The 18,027-nt window shown below is 64.9% G+C and carries 13 protein-coding genes; 6 read left to right on the top strand and 7 right to left on the bottom strand.

What is annotated here, in order from left to right; all coding sequences use genetic code 11:
* The first annotated feature begins 29 nt into the window (after positions 1 to 29).
* Positions 30 to 1,715 (top strand): hypothetical protein, encoded by a 1,686-nt coding sequence (locus ACZZZM_RS01100; RefSeq protein ID WP_463593264.1) that lies wholly within the window; start codon positions 30 to 32, stop codon positions 1,713 to 1,715.
* A gap of 5 nt (positions 1,716 to 1,720) precedes the next feature.
* Here ACZZZM_RS01100 and ACZZZM_RS01095 read toward each other — a convergent pair whose 3' ends face one another.
* The 4 genes from ACZZZM_RS01095 to ACZZZM_RS01080 all read right to left on the bottom strand — a co-directional run bounded on the left by ACZZZM_RS01095 (position 1,721) and on the right by ACZZZM_RS01080 (position 6,346).
* The gene (locus ACZZZM_RS01095) at positions 1,721 to 2,857 is read right to left on the bottom strand and encodes a GNAT family N-acetyltransferase (protein ID WP_463593263.1); all 1,137 of its coding nucleotides are present in this window, start codon (positions 2,855 to 2,857) and stop codon (positions 1,721 to 1,723) included.
* A gap of 206 nt (positions 2,858 to 3,063) precedes the next feature.
* The gene (locus ACZZZM_RS01090) at positions 3,064 to 4,335 is read right to left on the bottom strand and encodes a mechanosensitive ion channel family protein (RefSeq protein WP_463593262.1); all 1,272 of its coding nucleotides are present in this window, start codon (positions 4,333 to 4,335) and stop codon (positions 3,064 to 3,066) included.
* On the bottom strand, positions 4,335 to 5,522 hold the full coding sequence (gene metC / locus ACZZZM_RS01085) for a cystathionine beta-lyase (protein ID WP_463593261.1): 1,188 nt from the start codon (positions 5,520 to 5,522) through the stop codon (positions 4,335 to 4,337). The genes ACZZZM_RS01090 and metC overlap by 1 nt, the downstream gene beginning before the upstream one ends.
* Positions 5,519 to 6,346 carry a sulfurtransferase gene (locus ACZZZM_RS01080; RefSeq protein ID WP_463593260.1) on the bottom strand — a complete coding sequence of 276 codons (828 nt, stop codon included), beginning with the start codon at positions 6,344 to 6,346 and terminating at the stop codon, positions 5,519 to 5,521. The genes metC and ACZZZM_RS01080 overlap by 4 nt, the downstream gene beginning before the upstream one ends.
* Positions 6,347 to 6,399: 53 nt before the next feature.
* On the opposite strand from ACZZZM_RS01080, the gene queF reads away from it, so the two are divergent.
* The 3 genes from queF to ACZZZM_RS01065 all read left to right on the top strand — a co-directional run bounded on the left by queF (position 6,400) and on the right by ACZZZM_RS01065 (position 10,587).
* A complete protein-coding gene (gene queF / locus ACZZZM_RS01075) occupies positions 6,400 to 6,846 on the top strand; it encodes a preQ(1) synthase (RefSeq protein ID WP_463593259.1) in 447 nt (148 codons plus the stop codon).
* A 143-nt stretch (positions 6,847 to 6,989) separates the two neighbouring features.
* Positions 6,990 to 9,260 (top strand): glycosyltransferase family 4 protein, encoded by a 2,271-nt coding sequence (locus tag ACZZZM_RS01070; RefSeq protein WP_463593258.1) that lies wholly within the window; start codon positions 6,990 to 6,992, stop codon positions 9,258 to 9,260.
* A 40-nt stretch (positions 9,261 to 9,300) separates the two neighbouring features.
* Complete coding sequence (locus ACZZZM_RS01065) at positions 9,301 to 10,587, top strand: glycoside hydrolase family 130 protein (RefSeq protein ID WP_463593257.1); 1,287 nt, start codon at positions 9,301 to 9,303, stop codon at positions 10,585 to 10,587.
* A 144-nt stretch (positions 10,588 to 10,731) separates the two neighbouring features.
* Here ACZZZM_RS01065 and ACZZZM_RS01060 read toward each other — a convergent pair whose 3' ends face one another.
* Positions 10,732 to 12,756, bottom strand: a complete 2,025-nt coding sequence (locus ACZZZM_RS01060) for an OPT family oligopeptide transporter (RefSeq protein WP_463593256.1) — start codon at positions 12,754 to 12,756, stop codon at positions 10,732 to 10,734.
* A gap of 160 nt (positions 12,757 to 12,916) precedes the next feature.
* Between ACZZZM_RS01060 and ACZZZM_RS01055 the strand changes: the two genes are divergently transcribed.
* Entirely contained in the window at positions 12,917 to 13,843 is a 927-nt protein-coding gene (locus tag ACZZZM_RS01055; RefSeq protein ID WP_463593255.1) for an ABC transporter ATP-binding protein, read from the top strand.
* A complete protein-coding gene (locus ACZZZM_RS01050; protein WP_463593254.1) occupies positions 13,836 to 14,678 on the top strand; it encodes an ABC transporter permease subunit in 843 nt (280 codons plus the stop codon). The genes ACZZZM_RS01055 and ACZZZM_RS01050 overlap by 8 nt, the downstream gene beginning before the upstream one ends.
* A 48-nt stretch (positions 14,679 to 14,726) precedes the next feature.
* On the opposite strand, the gene ACZZZM_RS01045 is transcribed toward ACZZZM_RS01050, so the two are convergent.
* Both ACZZZM_RS01045 and ACZZZM_RS01040 read right to left on the bottom strand, forming a co-directional pair.
* Positions 14,727 to 16,385 carry a helicase HerA-like domain-containing protein gene (locus ACZZZM_RS01045; protein ID WP_463593253.1) on the bottom strand — a complete coding sequence of 553 codons (1,659 nt, stop codon included), beginning with the start codon at positions 16,383 to 16,385 and terminating at the stop codon, positions 14,727 to 14,729.
* A 99-nt stretch (positions 16,386 to 16,484) separates the two neighbouring features.
* Entirely contained in the window at positions 16,485 to 17,981 is a 1,497-nt protein-coding gene (locus ACZZZM_RS01040) for a Do family serine endopeptidase (protein WP_463593252.1), read from the bottom strand.
* Positions 17,982 to 18,027 lie beyond the last annotated feature (46 nt).

Genomic DNA, 18,027 nt, shown 5'->3' with positions numbered 1-18,027 from the left:
ATCGGCCCCGCCGTGCCTAGAAGCCGGGAATGGACAGGGGCGAAGCGCTGCATTGGTGGCAGACACGGTGGTTCGTGGCGCTGTGCACGTTGCTCGCGACCGTGCCGCTGCTCTGGCCCGAAATCCCTCCTTTGGTCGATTTGCCCGGGCATATGGGGCGGTACCGCGTCCAGCTCGTCTACGATCAGTTCCCGCACCTCCGCGAATGGTATAATTTCCAGTGGAGCCTGATGGGCAATCTCGGCGTGGATCTGCTCATCATTCCGCTGAGCAAGGTCTTCGGGCTCGAGCTGGCGGTGAAGCTGATCGTCATTGCGATCCCCGCAATGACCGTCGCTGGGCTGTTGTGGATCGCCCGCGAAGTCCATGGCCGCATTCCGGCCACCGCTCTGTTCGCGCTGCCGCTGGCTTATTCCTATCCCTTTCATTTCGGCTTCGTGAACTTCGCGCTGTCGATGGCGCTGGCGCTGCTCGCCTTTGGCTGGTGGCTGCGGCTGGCGCGCACCGGCAGGCTGGTGTTTCGCGCGATCGTCTTCGTGCCGGTCTCGTGCGCAATCTGGGTCGCGCATACGTTCGGCTGGGGCGTGCTCGGCGTGCTGGCTTTCTCGGCCGAGCTGATCCGCCAGCACGATCTGCGCCCCAATCGTGACAAGCCGTGGCACCGCGACCTGGTCGGCGCATGGATCAAGCCTGCTTTCTATGCCGGGCTGCACTGCCTGCCGCTGATCCCGCCGGCAGTGCTGATGGTGCTATGGCGGAGCGGCGGGCATGTCGGCGGGCAGACCGCGGATATGTTCAATTGGCGCGCCAAGATCCTGTGGGTGGTCCAGGTCTTTCGCGATCGCTGGCAATTGTTCGATATCGCCTCGGTCGGCGTGCTCTTCCTGCTGCTGTTCAAGGCGGTTCGCGATCCGAATATCCAATATTCGCGCAATCTCGCGCTTTCCGGCCTGTTCCTGCTCGCAGTCTATATCTTCCTCCCGCGCATCGTCTTCGGCTCGGCCTATGCGGATATGCGGCTGGTGCCCTTCCTGCTCGCGATCGGCATCGTCGCGATCCGCCCCAAGCCCGGAATGTCGATCCGCGGCGCGGCGCTTGTCGCCATACTCGGCATGGCGTTCTTCACCGTTCGGATCGCCGCGACGACCTGGAGCTTCGCGCTCTACGATCGCAGCTACGATCGCGAATTGAAGGCGCTGGAGCATCTGCCCCAGGGCGCGCGCCTCGTCAGCTTCGTCGGCGAGACCTGCTACAACGAGTGGCGGATGACGCGCCTCCAGCACGTCCCCGCGCTCGCGCTGGAACGCAAGCTTGCCTACACCAACGATCAGTGGTCGATGGCCGGCGGGCAATTGCTCACCGTGCGCTATCAGAGCGATACGCCGCGCGGCGACATCCGCCGCCGCTTCGTCCACGATCCCTCGCAGATCGTCACCGACGTCCAATGCCCGCGCGAATATTGGCGCCCGGTCGCGTTCATGCTCGCCAAGCTGCCGCGCGATACCTTCGACTATGTCTGGATCATCCGCCCGCCAGCCTATGACCGCCGGCTGGAGCGCGGCTTGATCCCGGTATGGCGCGACGGCACCAGCGCCCTGTTCCGCATCGACCATAGCATCGAGGCCGCACAGCCGCTCCCGCACGATCTGCCTAAGCCCAAGCCGCTATCGGCCGTGCCCGAGGATCAAGTCACCAATTCCATGTCGCCGGAATAGCTGTCTCAGCAGCCGCGTTTGAACGGCGTCAATTCACCGAGAAATTCCTGTTCCTGCTCGACCGCAGCACGCTCGCGCTCCAAAAACTCGGCGATTGCGCGCCGAAACCCCGGGTCCGGAATATAATGCGCCGACCAGGTCGTCACCGGCACATAGCCGCGCGCCAGCTTGTGCTCGCCCTGTGCCCCCGCTTCCACGCGGGCGAGGCCACCCGCGATCGCAGCGTCGATCGCCTGGTAATAGCAAAGCTCGAAATGGAGGAAGGGCACGTCTTCGCGGCATCCCCAATAGCGGCCGTATAGCGCGTCCGCGCCGATCAGATTGAGCGCCCCGGCAATCGGCACGCCGTCGCGCTCGGCGAAGATCAGCAGCACCCGATCGCCCATTTCGGCGCCGAGCAGCGAGAAGAATTCGCGGGTCAGATAGGGTCGCCCCCATTTGCGGCTGCCGGTGTCCTGATAGAATTCCCAGAACGCATCCCAATGCGCCTCGCCGATCTCCGCGCCGGTGAGATGGCGAACGGTCAGCCCCTCCAGCGCGGCTGCGCGTTCCTTGCGGATTGCCTTGCGCTTGCGGCTCGAAAGCGCCGCCAGGAAATCGTCGAAGCTCGCATAGCCGTCATTCTGCCAATGGAATTGCGTGCCCGCGCGGATCAGCCACCCCGCCGCCTCGAACCAGCCAAGCTGCGCCTCGTCGAGAAAGGTGACGTGCGCCGAGGAAAGCCCATTCTGATCGGTCACCGCCTCGATCGCCCCGATCAGCGCCGGCGCCAGCGCCTCGTCGCGCAACAGCAGCCGCGGCCCAGGCACCGGCGTAAACGGCACTGCGATCTGCAATTTGGGATAATATTGCCCCCCGGCCCGCTCCCACGCATCCGCCCATGCGTGATCGAAGACATACTCCCCCTGGCTGTGGCTCTTGGCATAAGCCGGAGCAATCGCCGCGGGCGCGCCATCGGCCCCGTCGATAACGATCGGCAGCGATTGCCACCCCGCGCGCGACGATACCGAGCCTGAGCGCTCGAGGATCGACAGGAAAGCGTAAGAGAGAAATGGGTTAGCAGCCCCCGCGCACGCATCCCACTCGGCGGCGGGGATGGCGGAAACACCTTGGGCTATGCGGGCAGATATTGGGGAGGACACGATCCGCTATCTAGGATGCCCGCGCTGGCTCGGCGAGGGGGAGATGCGTCAAGCTGTCCTACAGCGCCGCATTTTGCTTAGCTCCGGTCGCTCTTTGAACCGTTCAGATCTGCGCTTTCAGTCCGCGCAACATTCATGCGCCTGTAGGAAACGAACTTTCACGATTCACGGGAAAACTGTGAAGCTAAGCCCGCGAACGGCCAACATTACCGAACCGCCGCCGTCTCCTTGGTGATTCGCACCTCGCGCTGCGGCACCGGAATGGTGATCCCGGCCTCCTTGAACATCAGCCACAGCCGGTTGAGCACGTCGCTCTTCACATTGCCGACGCCGCCTTCGGGGTCGCTGATCCAGCAAAGGATTTCATGCTCAGCGCCGTTTTCGCCGAATGCCGAGAGGCGCACCGTCGGCTTGGGGCTGGTCAGCGCGCGGGGGCTCTCGACTGCGGCCTTGAGCATTAGTTCCTGCGCCCGGGCGAGATCGCAATCATAGGAGACGGTCACCGGAATTCGCACGCGGACGTTGCGGTCGGTGTACGACCAGTTCTCGACCTCCTGAGTCATCAGGATCTCGTTGGGTATCAGATGCTCCTTGCCGTCGCGGGTGACGACGCTGACCGCGCGGACGCCGATCTTGTTGACCCAGCCGAAGCTCTCGCCGACTACGATGATGTCGCCCGGCTTGATCGAGCGGTCCATTAGCAGGATGATTCCCGCGATCAGATTGCCGATCGTCTTCTGCAGCCCGAAGCCGATCGCGAGGCCGAACGCGCCAGAGAAGATCGCGAACGCCGTCAGGTCGATCTCGAGCAGATCGACGCCGATGAAGAATGCCATCACCACCGCGACGATGCTGGCCAGCTTCTGGATCAGCAGCTTCTGGGTGGGATCGAAGCCACGCGCCTCCCCGATCGAATGCGCGAGCACGCGATTGACGAAGCGGACCGCGGCGAAGAGCAGCAAGATCGTGACGGCAACGGTGAGCACCGAGAGCAAGGTGAAGCGCCGCGCCCCGACCTGGACCCCAACGCGGTCGAGCGTGGTCTCGACGACCGAGAAGCCGCCGATCGCGTGGGAGAGAATCGCCGTGAAGGCCAAGGCGGCAAGCGTCCATGCCGCCCAGCGCGGCAGGTTGAGTCCGCGCAGGACAATCACTGCGAGCATGGCTGTCGCGCTGCCGGTGGCCACGCCCAGCCCGAGCGCGGCGAGCGGGGGCCAGGGCCATGCCGCGGAAATGATCGCGAGTAGCAATGCCGCGACGCCGTGACGGAAGATGCCGCTCATCCGCGGCCCGAGTCCTTCGCCCACGCCCCCCGCGCGCTTCGCCCATAGCGCAGTCACCCGCGCGCCGAGATGCCGTCCGGAGAGCCATCCGATCGCCAGTGCCGCAAAGGCCAGAGCCCCTGCGATCGCCGCCGCGCTCAGATCGGGCGCGGTCGGCAGGCCATAGCCCGCGAGCCACTCGCCCAGCCGCTGCATCAACCGCGCACCTTGGCAAAGCGGGCAAGCCCGGCTTCGAGATCGGCGATCAGATCGTCTGTGTCCTCCAGCCCGATCTGGAGGCGCACTGCCGGCCCCTCAGCCTGCCATTTGGTGACGGTGCGAATGTTCTGCGGATCGGCAGGGATGGCCAGGCTTTCATAGCCGCCCCAGGAATAGCCGATCCCGAAATGCTCAAGTCCGTCGATCAGTGCCGCCCGCGCCGCCTCGTCGCCGCCGCGCAGCACGAAGGAGAACAGCCCCGCCGCCCCTTTGAAATCGCGAACGAAGAATTCGTGACCCGGGCATTCGGGCAGCGCCGGATGCAGCACCCGCGCGACTTCGGGCCGGGTCTTCAGCCACTGTGCGATGCGCAAGGCCGCTTCGCCATGCTGCTTCAGCCGCACCGCCATCGTCCGGAGGCCGCGCGCGCCGAGCCAGGCGTCATCGGGGCTGGCCATTTGGCCAAGTTGATAAGTCGCGTTGCGCAGCGCGTCGTATCTGCCGCGCGCGGCGGTAACCGAGCCGAGCATCACGTCCGAATGGCCGACCACATATTTGGTGCAGGCGAGCATCGAATAATCCACGCCCATCGCGATCGCGGGCAGCAGCAGCGGCGTTGCCCAGGTGTTGTCGAGGATCGTGGCGATCCCGCGTCGCTTTGCGACGTCCACGATCGCGGGGATGTCCTGCACTTCGAAGGTGAGGCTGCCGGGGCTTTCGAGCAGGATCACCCGGGTCTCGTCGCGGCACAGGCCGGCGATCCCCGCGCCGATCAGCGGATCATAGAACGTCGTCGCTATGCCCATCCGCTTGAGCATGCCATTGGCGAAATTGCGGGTCGGGTCATAGGCGCTGTCGGGCACCAGCAGATGGTCACCGGGCGAGAGCAACGCCAGCAGCAATGACGACATTGCCGCGACGCCGGAAGGATAGAGCAGGGTAGCCTCGGCGCCAGGCTCGAGTTCAGTCAGTGCTTCGGCCAGCGACCATTGCGTCGGCGTGCCGCGGCGGCCGTAGAACAAGCTGTGGTGGGTATCGGCCTTGTTGTTGGACCTCAGCGCGGCAACGTCGTCGTACAGGATCGTCGACGCGCGCCACACCGGCGGATTGACGATCCCTTGCGTCCATTCCTTGCGTCGCCCGGCGGAGACGATCTTGGTGGCAGGTTTCGTGTCGTCGCTCATGCAGGTCCCAATGCCTTGGCAGTCTCAGGGCGCGAACCCCATTCGGTCCAGCTGCCATCGTATAAAGCGGCCTCGTTGCCCAGCAGGTGCACGCCGAATGCGAGGATCGCGGCGGTAATGCCCGAACCGCAGGTCGTGACCAGCGGACGGGCGAGGTCGATCCCGTTTTCCTCGAACACGCTACGAATATGCTCGGGATGCTTCCACGTCCCATCCGCATTGAAGAAGCGCGGATAGGGGATGTTGCGAGAGCCTGGGATGTGCCCTGCCGCGACTTCGGCGCGCGGATCGGCTTCCTCGCCGGTAAAGCGTGCCGCGGAGCGGGCATCGGCGATCTGCTCGGTGGCTGCCTTCATCTGGTCGAGTGAGCGCGCGTTTGCTTTGGGGGCGCGGGCCGCGAAACTGCCGGGCTCGGCGCGGTGCGTACCACTTTCGAGCGCGCGCCCTTCGGCCTTCCATTTGGCCATGCCGCCATCGAGCAAGGCAGCGTCGGCCCCGGCGAGGCGCAGCACCCACCAGGCGCGGCAGGCAGTATGGTGCGGGCCGTTGTCGTAGAGGATAATCTGCGTCTCGGTGTCGGCGCCCAATGCGCGCAGCCGTTCGGCGATCCTGGCGACGATGGGCATGGTCGAGGGCAGGGGGCTGGTGTCATCGATAAGGCTGTCGAGATCGAGGAAGCGTGCGCCCGCGATATGCTCGGCCTCGAACTCGGCCTGCGGGTCGCGCGGCGGCGATCCCGGGATGGTCGACGTGTAAGTCGCGTCGAGCACCAGCACGTCGCCCAGCGCCACCGCCAGCCATTCGGTCGAGACCAGTCCGTCCATCGCTGAGGGTCTAGTGGGATGCAAAGCGAGGCGCAAACGCCTACATGGCGGGCATGGACGCCAAGCATCTCGGTAAGACCTCGTCGCTCCCCGCCTCGCCGGAGGAGGCCGAACTCGATTACGTACCCAATCCGCGGCGAGGCAGCCGCTATCTCGTGCGCTTCGCCGCGCCCGAATTCACTTCGCTCTGCCCGATCACCGGCCAGCCCGATTTCGCGCATCTGGTGATCGATTATGTGCCGGGCGAGACGATCGTCGAATCCAAGTCGCTCAAGCTGTTCCTCGGCTCATTTCGCAACCACGGTGCCTTTCACGAGGATTGCACGGTCGGAATCGGCCAGCGGCTGTTCGATGAAATGAAGCCCGAATGGCTTCGCATCGGCGGCTATTGGTATCCGCGCGGAGGCATCCCGATCGACGTTTTCTGGCAATCGGGCGAGCCGCCATTGGGCGTCTGGGTGCCTGCGCAGGAGGTGCCTGGATACCGCGGCCGCGGCTGAACCGCAGATTAATATCGATTCATCGCGACTCTGCATGTTGCAATGCAACATGAACGCAACCATATTCAAAATCGAGAGTTTGGAAGGGGAAAGCAGGCGATTACGCCTAACCTGCCTGATTATTAATGTGCGTTAGCGAAAGGATGAAACTCCTGATGATCGGCACCGACATCAATCACGTTGCGCTCATCGGCAATTTCCTGCCCCGCAAGTGCGGGCTCGCGACTTTCACGACCGATACGTACAACGCGCTCAAGCAGCGCTATCCCGATCTTCGTGTTGATGTCTACGCGATGGACGACCATCCGGGGCGCTACGATTATCCCGAAGCGGTCACTGCCGCGATCCCGCAGGACGAGCGCAGCGCCTATCTCGAAACTGCGCGTGCGATCGAGGCGAGCGGCGCGCAGGCGCTGTGGGTCCAGCACGAATATGGCATTTATGGCGGGCCGGCCGGCGAATTCCTGATCGCATTGATCGATCGGCTGTCGATCCCGGTCATCTCCACGCTGCATACCGTGCTCGAGCGCCCCAATGAGGATGAACGCCGGGTGATGGAGGCACTGCTGCGCCGTTCCTCGCGCGTGATCGTGATGGCCGAAAAGGGCCGTCAGATCCTCAAGCGCGTGCACGGCGTGGAAGACCGCAAGGTCGTGATGATCCCCCACGGCGTTCCCGATCGTGCCTTCGCCGATCCCAACCTCTTCAAGCCCGAATTCGGCTGGCAGGGCCGCGACGTCATCCTCACCTTCGGCCTGCTTGCGCCGGGCAAGGGCATCGAGACGATGATCGATGCGATGCCCGAGATCGTCGCGCAGCATCCCAAGGCTCATTATGTCGTGCTCGGCGCGACGCACCCCAATCTCGTCGCGCATGAGGGCGAAGTCTATCGCGACCGGCTGAAGGCGCTTGCGGCGGACCGCGGCGTTGCCGACCATGTCGAGTTCATCGATGCCTTTGTCGAATATGACGAACTGATCGATTATCTGCAGGCGGCGGACATCTATGCGACGCCGTATCACAACCCCGCGCAGATCACTTCGGGCACGCTTTCCTATGCCGTCGGTGTCGGCAAGGCCGTCGTCTCCACGCCTTATGTCCACGCCACCGAAATCCTCAGCGAAGGGCATGGCGTGCTCGTCGAATTCCGCGATTCGGCCGGGTTCGCCTGCGAAATCGGGCGCCTGCTGACCAATGCCGGCGAGCGGGTCGCGCTTTCCGAGCGGGCGTATGCGCGTGGCCGCACGATGCTGTGGCCGCGCCTGGCCGAGCGCGCGATGGGTGAGCTCCAGCAGGTGCTGGCATCCAAGCCACGCCGCTTGTTCAAGTCCACGCTCGATCTCACTGCGCTCAAGCCCGATATCGCCGCTGTCGAGCGGATGAGCAATTCGACCGGTATGCTCCAGCATTCGATCTATTCGGTGCCTGATCGCCGCCACGGCTATTGTATCGACGACAATGCCCGCGCGCTGATCCTGATGTGTCAGATCGACGATCTCGACGAGACCCTGCGCGACAAATGGACCACGGTGTTCGGCGCCTTCGTCCAATATGCGTGGAACCCCGATGCACGGCGCTTCCGCAACTTCATGAATTTCGACCGGACCTGGTGCGAAGACGTCGGCTCCGAAGATTCGAACGGCCGCGCGCTCTGGGCGCTCGGCGTCACCGCGCGCGACGCCCGCATGCAGAAGCATCGCGACTGGGCCTCGACCCTGTTCGACGTCACTGCCTCGATCGCGCTCGATCTCGGCAGCCCCCGCGCCCGCGCGTTCGCCATGCTCGGTGCCGCGGCGATGCTCGACGCGCATCCGGGCCATGCTTTGTGCCGCGAGATCCTCGATCGGTTCGGCGGCGAATTGATCCAGCTGCTCGACGGCGCCCGCCGCCCCGAATGGAGCTGGTTCGAAATCGTGCTGGCATACGACAATGCCCGTTTGCCCGAGGCGCTGCTTCGCGCCGGGCAAGCGCTGGGTCGCAGCGAGTTCGTCAGCGTCGGGCTTGAGACGCTCGAATGGATCTGCGAGCGCCAGACTTCACCTGAAGGCCGCTTCCGCGCGGTTGGTACCGAGAGCTTCGGCCGGCCCTATGCCGATCCGCTGCCTTTCGATCAGCAGCCGCTCGAGGCGCAGGCCACGGTCGATGCCTGTGTCGCGGCGCATGAGATCACCGGCGACGCGCGCTGGGTTGAAGAAGCGACCCGGGCCTATCGCTGGTATCTCGGCGCGAACGACCTTGAGATGCCGCTCGCCACTGCCAAGGATGGCGGCTGCTTCGACGGGCTGATGCCGCACGGATTGAACCGCAATCAGGGCGCAGAGTCAATTTTGGCCCTCCAACTCGCCAATTGCGCGATTTCGGCTCTTTCAAAGTCTGCAAAAATCGTGGCAGGACCGGAGCGCGCCGTCGCCTGATTGGGGTTAGCCGGCCGTTGTTCGGCTTTCCGGGGGTGCGATGCTCGACCTGATCAATCACGACTTGCGACTGCGGGCAGACCCGTCGCGCGTGGTGGTGCGGCCGTTTCATATAGCCTGGGCATCCAACGGCTCCGGGCCGAGCCGCAGCGAGCGGCTGGTCGCGAACGTCCTGCAGATGACGCCGGCAGAGGCAGGCCAGCAGCTCGAAGTGGTTCTCAAGGATTTCGAGGCACGCCACTGGCAGACGCGCCGCGTGTTCATGACCCGCTATGACGAGATCGAGGGCCTGCTCGATTTGAACGGGGCCGAGATCGGCGACGAGAAGCGCCAGCTGATCGGCGCCTATTTCTGCCACGAATATAGCTATGCCGCCGCCGCGCTGATGAACCCCAGCGCCGTGCCGCATTACGACCAGACCGGCATGCCGCGCGGGAGCCTGCGCATCCTGATGAGTCTTCGCGCTGTGGGCGAGGGGCACATTTCGTCGGTGGCGTTTCGCGAAGGCATCATCACTGATCGAAACGAACTGACTCTCGCCCCCGAGCCGCCCTTCGCCACCGCCGCCGATGCGCGCGAGGAAGAAGAATCGCAGATGCCCGAGGGGCCGGTGACGGTTTTCCGACACCGCGATTCGACGCTTTCCGGCACCGTCATCTTTCCGATCACCAAGGCGCAGTCGAATGGTCTGGAGGATTTGCGCATCTGCCACTTCCACCATGAAGACGGCAGCGAGGAATGGATCGGGACCTACACCGCCTATAATGGCTCGGTCATCCAGTCCGAGCTGATGCGCACCCGCGACTGGCGCAGTTTCGATCTGGTGCCGATGACCGGCAGCGCCGCCCGCAACAAGGGCATGGCGCTGTTCCCGCGCAAGGTCGGCGGCAAATATATGATGCTAGGGCGCCAGGACGGCGAGAACATCTTCCTCCACGCCTCGGACACGCTGACCAATTGGGAAGGTGGCGAGCTGTTGATGAAGCCCGAATATCCGTGGGAGCTAGTCCAGATGGGCAATTGCGGGCCGCCGATCGAAATCGATCAGGGCTGGCTGGTGCTCACCCACGGCGTCGGCGCGATGCGCAAATATTCGATCGGCGCGGCCCTGCTCGACAAGGACGACCCCTCCAAGGTCATCGCCCGCTCGAAGGAGCCATTGATCGCAGCCGCGGACCAGGACCGCGAAGGCTATGTCCCCAACGTGGTCTATACCTGCGGCGCGATCCGCCATGGGGACAAATTGTTCATCCCTTATGGCGTCGCCGACAGCTCGGTCGCCTTCGCCTTCGTGCCCATCCAGTCGATCCTCGACCAGATGGGCTGAGCGCCTTTCCTCCCTCGCAAAGCGGGGGAGGGGGACCACGAAGTGGAGGAGGGGGCCTCTCAGCGAGCGATATCGCCTGCGGCCAAGCCCCTCGGTCGGCCTCGGCCTGCCACCTCCCCCGCTAAAGCGAGGGAGGAAGAAAGGTCATCGGAAGTTGGCGATATCCTGATCGACCGGCGGCTCACTCGCCGGCGGCGTGCTGCGGACCATGCGCCTGGTCACGGTATAAGCGACCCAGATCAGCCCGAAGAACAGCAGGGGCGCGATCCATAGCGCGATATGCTCGAAGCTCGCGGGCATCAGCGCCAGCGGGGCATCGTTCGGCGGGATCGGCGAATCGCGATTCGCCCAGGCGAGGATGCCGGCATAGGCGACCCCGAACAGGCTCTCGCCGACGATCAGGCCGGTTGCCGCCAGCACGCCCATCCGCTCGGCGAATTCGGGATTGGCCTGGCGCTTGGCCCAGCGATTGTAGAGATAGCCGATCGCCGCGCCCACCGGGATCAGCAACGTCAGCGCCATCGGTAGATAGATACCCATGCCGACCGCGAGCGGGGGCAGGCGCATCTTGCCGCTCTTACCGAGCAGCTCGTCGATCAGGATCACGACCGCACCGATGCCGGCGCCGAGCGCGATCAGCCCCCAATCGATATCGCCGCCGAGCACGCCCTTGGCGATCGACGAGATCAAGGCCGCCTGCGGTGCCGACAGCGCATTCGGCCCGGCGCCGGGCATGCCGACGAAACCGAGCGTGTTCTTAAGCAGATCAAGCACCAGCGGGATCGCCAGGCTGCCGAAGATCACACCCAGGATAAGCGCGAACTGCTGCTTCCACGGAGTCGCGCCGACGAGCTGACCGGTCTTCAGATCCTGGAGATTGTCGTTCGAGATCGTCGCGATCGAAAAGATGATCGCGGTCGTGAACAGCGCATAGGCGATCAGCGCATTGGTATCGGCCTCATTGGCCTGCTGGCCGAAGATCAGCACCAGCAGCAGCGATGCGCCGAGCACGGCAAGGATGCCGACACCCGAGACCGGTGAGTTGGAAGCGCCGATCAGGCCCGCCATATAGCCGCAGATCGCCGCGATCAGCACGCCGACGATTAGAATGTAGAGCAAAGATCCGCCGATCACTGCCAGCGGATTGTCATGCACCGGCCCGCCCGCCGAGAAGTCCCACAGTAGCCAGGCAATGGGCGCGAGGGTCAGCAAGGTGACCAGCCCGACCACGCCGATCGGCATGTCGCGCTCGGTGAGAGCCAATGCCTCGCCGCCCTTGCGGGCGCGTGATGCGGCGAGCGCCGAACGCAGGCCGGTGACGATCGGGCGGATGATGCGGAGCAGCGACCAGATCGCCGCGACGCCGATCGTGCCCGCGCCGATGAAGCGCACCTGCCCGCGGAAGGTGCCGCCGACAAGCGCATCGACGCCACCGGCGATGTCGCCGCCCGATGCGAACCACGGAACCAGCACCGTCCAGGAAATCAGCATCCCGAAAAGCATCGCCACACCGACCGAAATGCCGACCAAATGACCCACGCCGATCAGTAGCATCGACCAGCTTGCGGACCAGCCGGTAGCGGTGCCCCCGACGGCGAAATTCTTGCCCGCTTCCTCGGCGACCAGCTTCATCTTGGCGAGCAAGGCGAAGCCGCCCGAGAAGAGCGACCCGATCATCAGCGTGCGCAGTCCACGCGCATTCTCGGCATCGCCGACGCGCGAGTTCGAGCCGACCTTGAGCACTTCGGCAGCGGCCACGCCCTCCGGATAAGGGAGCGTCGAGCCGGTCACGAGCGCGCGGCGCAGCGGCACCGAGAACATCACGCCGAGCACGCCGCCGGTGGTGCACACTGCGACGGTCGTCCAATAAGGGAAGCCCGACCACCAGCCGACCATGATCAGCCCCGGCAGCACGAACACGATCGCGGCCAGCGTGCCTGCGGCGCTGGCGATGGTCTGGACGATGTTGTTCTCGAGGATCGAAGAGCCGCGGAAGAAGCGCAGGATCGCCATCGAAACCACAGCGGCGGGGATCGAAGTGGCGAAGGTGAGCCCGACCTTGAGCCCGGCATAAACGTTGGCGGCAGTGAACAGCACGGTGATCAGCGCGCCGAGAAGGACTGCCCTGAGCGTGAGTTCTGCCATCGGGCGTTCGGGTGCGCTTGCCATTATTCGATCCCCTGTCGTCGCAGCCGCCTGTCGCGGTCTTGGTCATATTGAGCCTCTAAGCGTGGCAGAGGCGGTTCGCCAAGCATAGTCATTTCTCCACGTTGACGGGTGTGCATTGGTGTACTAGTTATCCGGTACAGCGGCGCGGAGGAGCAGCGAAGTGGTGCAATCAAATGGGCAGCCGGTTCTGGAAATAGCAGGGCTGGGCAAGACTTATGCCCGGCGGAGTGGCGGCGTGCGGGCGGTGCAGGATGTGTCGCTCACCGTGGGCGCAGGCGAAGTCTATGGCTTTCTTGGTGCGAACGGCGCCGGCAAGAGCACGACCATTCGGATGCTGCTCGGCCTGATCACGCCGACCGCGGGCACGATCCGGCTATTCGGGCAGGATCTCCGCTTCGGCCAGCCGCCGCGCAAGGTCGGCTCGCTGGTCGATGGCGGGGCATTCTATCCCTTCCTTTCCGGGCGCCGGAACCTCGACGTACTCGCGCGGACACAGGGGCTCGACGCAAGCCGCATCGATGCGTTGCTCGCCCAGGTTGGGCTCGAGCGCGATGGCGGCCGCAAGGTTAAGGGCTATTCCACCGGCATGCGCCAGCGGCTCGGTGTCGCCGCGGCCTTGCTCAACGATCCCGATCTGGTGATCCTCGACGAGCCCGCCAACGGCCTCGACGCGGCCGGCATCCAGGAGATGCGCGCGCTCATCCGCAGCCTTGCCGAAGAGCATAATAAGACCGTCTTCCTGTCGAGCCACTTGCTCAACGAAGTCCAGCAGACCTGCGATCGGCTGGCGATCATCGATCGCGGCGTGCTGATCCGCGAGGACAGCGTGGCCGGCATCCTCCACGAAGAGGACAGTCTGCGGATCGTGGCGACGCCATTGGAAACCGCGCGCGCCACGCTGGCGCCAAGCTGGCCGTGCGAAATCGCCGGAACCGCGCTCCGCGTCCGCGCCGCCAAGGCCGATGCGCCCGAGATTGCCCGGCGGCTGATCGCCGCGGGCGTCGAACTGTTCAGCATCGCGCCGCACGAACGCAGCCTTGAGGAAGCGTTTCTCGCGATCACCCAGACGGAGACGACCCATGCGTAACATCGTGTCCGCCGAGTGGACCAAGCTGCTGCCGCACAAGGGCACATGGTTGCTGGTGTGGATTTATCCGATCATCTTCGCGGCGATCCTGGTGATCGGGCTGATCGCCGAACCCGGCATGTCGAAGAGCGCGGCCGTGGCGGCGGGCTGGATCGACGAGACCGTGATAGTCTGGCACATTTCCGGGCTGTCGCTGGGCCGCTATTTCATCGCCGCCTATATCGCGCTGGTCTTTGCCGGCGAATATGGCTGGAACACCCTCAAGCTGGTGCTCCCGCACACGCCGCGCTGGAAGCTGATCGCATCCAAATATCTCGTGGCGCTCGGCCTACTTTATCTGGCCTGGGCTCTCGCCGCAGTGATGACCGTCGCTGCGGAATACACCAAGACCATAATGACCGGTCTGCCGATCCCGGCAGGCGTGACGCTGCCGGCAATCCTCCATGGGCATGGCGCGGCGATGTTCGATGGCTTGATGCCGCTGCTGCTGACTGCGGGCTATGCCAGCTTACTCGCGGTGCTGACGCGCTCGACGCTGGCGGCGTTCATCGTCTCGCTGGTGCTGATCACGTTCGACGAATTGTTCGGCAAGCTCATCGGCCTGCTGAGCGCATATGGCATGGAATGGCTCTCGGTCCTGTACCGCGTGCTGCCCGGCTATCATCTCGATAACTTCGCGAGCTGGATGCAGGATGGCGTCGGGTTCCAGGTAAAGCTCGCCAGCGGCGCGGTCGTTGCATGCTCGCAGACGACTTCGGCGCTTGCGCTGGTGGCGTGGATCGTCGGGCTGGCGGCGCTGACCTTCTGGGTCTTCCGCCGGCAGGACATCAATTAAGGTTGGCCCTTATTCCTCCCCCTTGCGGGGGAGGAATTTAGAGGGCGCTCACCGGCCCTTGAACAGGCCCCCGAGCACGCCGCGGACCAGGCCGCCGATCACACTCGCGCCGATGCCGCTCTTTTTGCCGAAGACTGCCTTGGAGACTTCGCCCGCGACTGCGCGGCCGGCCGCCGACGTGGCCGAGCGCGTGGCGGAGGTGATCGCGCGGTTCCACGGGTTGTTGGCCGCCTCGCGCTCGGCGTCGCGCTGCGCCTGGCGTTCGAGCCGGGCCTGACGGTCGGCATCGCGCTGCCCCGCCAGCCGCGCGCGCTCGGCTTCCTTGGCCAGACGGGCGTCTTCCTTGGCCTGCGCCGCCGCTGCCTTTTCGGCGTCGGTGGCGGCTTGCGCCTCGGCGGCTGCCGCAGCGGCTTCGGCGCCCTTCGCCGCAAGCAATTCCTCGGCAGATTCGCGATCGATCAGCGTATCGTATTTCGCGCCGACCGCATCGGTCTGGATCAGCACGCCGCGCTCCACAGGCGTGACCGGGCCGACGCGCGAGCCGGGTGGCTTGATCAGCGCGCGCTCGACCGGGGCGGGCGCGCCGTCGTCCTGGAGCAGCGAGACCAAGGCCTCACCGACCTTGAGCTCGGTGATCGCAGTCTCGACATCGACGCCGGGATTGGCGCGGAAGGTGGTCGCGGCGGATTTGACCGCGGCCTGATCGCGCGGCGTAAAGGCGCGGAGCGCGTGCTGGACGCGGTTGCCGAGCTGCCCGGCGATCGTGTCGGGCACGTCGATCGGGTTCTGGGTGATGAAATAGACGCCGACGCCCTTGGAGCGGATCAGGCGAACGACTTGCTCGATCTTGTCGAGCAGCGCCTTGGGCGCGTCGTCGAACAGCAGGTGCGCTTCGTCGAAGAAGAAAGCGAGCACCGGCTTGTCGGGGTCGCCGACTTCGGGAAGCGATTCGAACAAAGCCGAAAGCAACCACAACAGGAAGGTCGCATACAGCTTGGGGCTGGCCATGAGCTTGTCGGCGGCGAGGATGTTGACCACGCCGCGCCCTTTATCGTCGAGCGCGAGGAAGTCCGCCATCGACAGCGCCGGCTCGCCAAAGAAATGCTCGCCGCCCTGCGAGCGGAGCTGCAGCAAGGCGCGCTGGATCGCGCCGACCGATTGCTTCGAGACATTGCCATAGGTGGCAGTCAGTTCGTCGGCGCGCTCGGCGCAGTGGAGCAGCATCGACTGGAGATCGTCGAGATCGAGGATCAGCAGTCCTTCTTTGTCGGCAAGAGTGAAGGCGATGGTGAGCACGCCGGCCTGGACTTCGTTGAGATCGAGCAGGCGCGCGAGGAGCAGCGGCCCCATTTCGCTGACCGTGGTGCGAATGGGATGGCCCTGCTCGCCATACAGGTCCCAGAATTGCGCGGGGGTGTCGGCATAGGCCCAGTCCGCCTGGCCGATCTCGACAGCACGGGCGGCAAAGGTCGCATGCAGTTTCGAAGTGGGCGAGCCAGCCATGGCCAGCCCAGAGAGATCGCCCTTCACATCGGCGACGAAACAGGGAACCCCCGCGGCGGACAGTCCCTCGATCATGCCCTGGATGGTGACGGTCTTGCCGGTGCCGGTGGCGCCCGCGATCAGTCCGTGGCGATTGGCGCGGCGCAGGACGAGTTCGATCGGCTTGCCCGCAGCTGCGCCGATGAAAATCGATTGTGCCGTCATGCTCACTCCTTCACGCGATATCCCGGATTAGCGGGCGATTGGGGCAAAAGAAAAGGCGGGGGCATGGCCCCCGCCTTTGAAAATCCACCGATCGCCGGATCAGCGCGGGATCTCGACCCCGACATAGCCGCCGCCACCGCCGCGGCGCTGGACGTAGAGGCCGACCGTGGGCCGGCCCGCACGCTTGGCTTGCGCCACGATCGCGGCGATCTCGGCGGCAGTCGATACCGGCTGGTTGTTGACTTCGGTGATGACGTCGAAGCGCTGGACCTTGCTCGCGGCATCGCTGTTGGGCGCGATGTTGAGCACGACCACGCCGCGCGTCGACGGATCCATGCCGAGCTGGCGGGCATCGGTGGGCGTCAGCGTCTTGACCTGCAGGCCCAGCGAGGCCGCGGCCATCGAACTGCTATCGCCCTCCGGAACCGAATTCTCGTCCGATGGGTCGAGCTGACGCAGCTGATCCTCGGGCGGACGGGTGCCCAGCGTCACGTTGAGCGTGATCGGCTTACCGTCGCGAATGATCTGGAAGGGCACGCGGGCGCCCGGCGCAAGCGCGGAAGTGAGGTTCGACAGCGTCTGATCGGGCGTCACGTCCTTGCCGCCGATCTTGACGACGATATCGCCGCGCTTGATCCCGGCCTTCTCGGCAGCTTCGCCAGGACGGACATCGGCGATGATCTCACCCGTGCCCTTGGGTACGCCCCAGGCATCGGCGATATCGGGCGTGAGCGGCTGGATGCCGACGCCGAGATACCCGCGCTTGACCGCGACACCCTTCATCAGCGTCGCGATGATCGGCTGGGCCTGCTCCGCGGGGATCGCGAAGCCGATGCCGACATTGCCGCCGGTGGGCGACAGGATCTGCGAATTGATGCCGATGACGTTGCCGTTCAGGTCGAACATCGGCCCGCCCGAATTGCCCCGGTTGATCGAGGCGTCGGTCTGGATGAAGCGGTCGAACTGGCCAGCGGCGCGATGCACCGCCGAGACGATGCCCGCGGTCACCGAACCGCCAAGGCCGAACGGATTGCCGATCGCGACCACCCAGTCGCCGACACGTGTCGCCGTCGAATCGCCGAACTTGACGAAGGGCAGGTTGGTCTGGCCGTCGATCTTGAGAACCGCGAGGTCAGACAGCGTGTCGTTGCCGACCAGCTTGGCCTTGAACTCGCGGCGATCGGGCAAAGTGACGGTGATCGATTCGACCACGACGCCCTTCTGGTTGCCGGCCGAGATGACGTGGTTGTTGGTGACGACATAGCCGTCGGCCGAGATGATGAAGCCCGATCCCAGCGATTCGGCGCGCTGCGTGGTGGGGCCGCCCTGCGGCCCGAACTGCTCGAACGGCGTGCCCGCAAAGGGATTGACGTTGTCGACCTTGACGCGCTGCGTGGTCGAGATGTTGACCACTGCCGGCTGCAGCTTGGCCACCATGTCGGCGAAGCTCATCGGCGCGCCGGCACGCGGCGCGCTGGCCTGGATCGTGCCTGGCTCGTTCTGCGCGGTCTGCGCGCCCGCAGGCTGGTTCAGCGTCAATGCAGTGGCGGCGCCACTCAGCAAAATGGCGGTCGTAAGGGCGTAGGCGTAACGCACAGGCGTAAATCCTCTCGAAGGACGAAATGAAATCTAGGGGCCTATT

It is taken from the genome of Sphingomonas sp. AC522, from assembly GCF_979258125.1.
This window is presented reverse-complemented; position numbering and strand designations above follow the sequence as displayed.

What these genes read in the sequence shown, in the direction of transcription:
- ACZZZM_RS01100 (WP_463593264.1), top strand. Translation starts at nt 30, where the DNA reads ATGGACAGGGGCGAAGCGCTGCATTGGTGGCAGACACGGTGGTTCGTG.
- ACZZZM_RS01090 (WP_463593262.1), bottom strand. Translation starts at nt 4,335, where the DNA reads ATGCAGCGGCTGGGCGAGTGGCTCGCGGGCTATGGCCTGCCGACCGCG.
- metC (WP_463593261.1), bottom strand. Translation starts at nt 5,522, where the DNA reads ATGAGCGACGACACGAAACCTGCCACCAAGATCGTCTCCGCCGGGCGA.
- ACZZZM_RS01080 (WP_463593260.1), bottom strand. Translation starts at nt 6,346, where the DNA reads ATGGACGGACTGGTCTCGACCGAATGGCTGGCGGTGGCGCTGGGCGAC.
- queF (WP_463593259.1), top strand. Translation starts at nt 6,400, where the DNA reads ATGGACGCCAAGCATCTCGGTAAGACCTCGTCGCTCCCCGCCTCGCCG.
- ACZZZM_RS01070 (WP_463593258.1), top strand. Translation starts at nt 6,990, where the DNA reads ATGAAACTCCTGATGATCGGCACCGACATCAATCACGTTGCGCTCATC.
- ACZZZM_RS01065 (WP_463593257.1), top strand. Translation starts at nt 9,301, where the DNA reads ATGCTCGACCTGATCAATCACGACTTGCGACTGCGGGCAGACCCGTCG.
- ACZZZM_RS01060 (WP_463593256.1), bottom strand. Translation starts at nt 12,756, where the DNA reads ATGGCAAGCGCACCCGAACGCCCGATGGCAGAACTCACGCTCAGGGCA.
- ACZZZM_RS01050 (WP_463593254.1), top strand. Translation starts at nt 13,836, where the DNA reads ATGCGTAACATCGTGTCCGCCGAGTGGACCAAGCTGCTGCCGCACAAG.
- ACZZZM_RS01045 (WP_463593253.1), bottom strand. Translation starts at nt 16,385, where the DNA reads ATGACGGCACAATCGATTTTCATCGGCGCAGCTGCGGGCAAGCCGATC.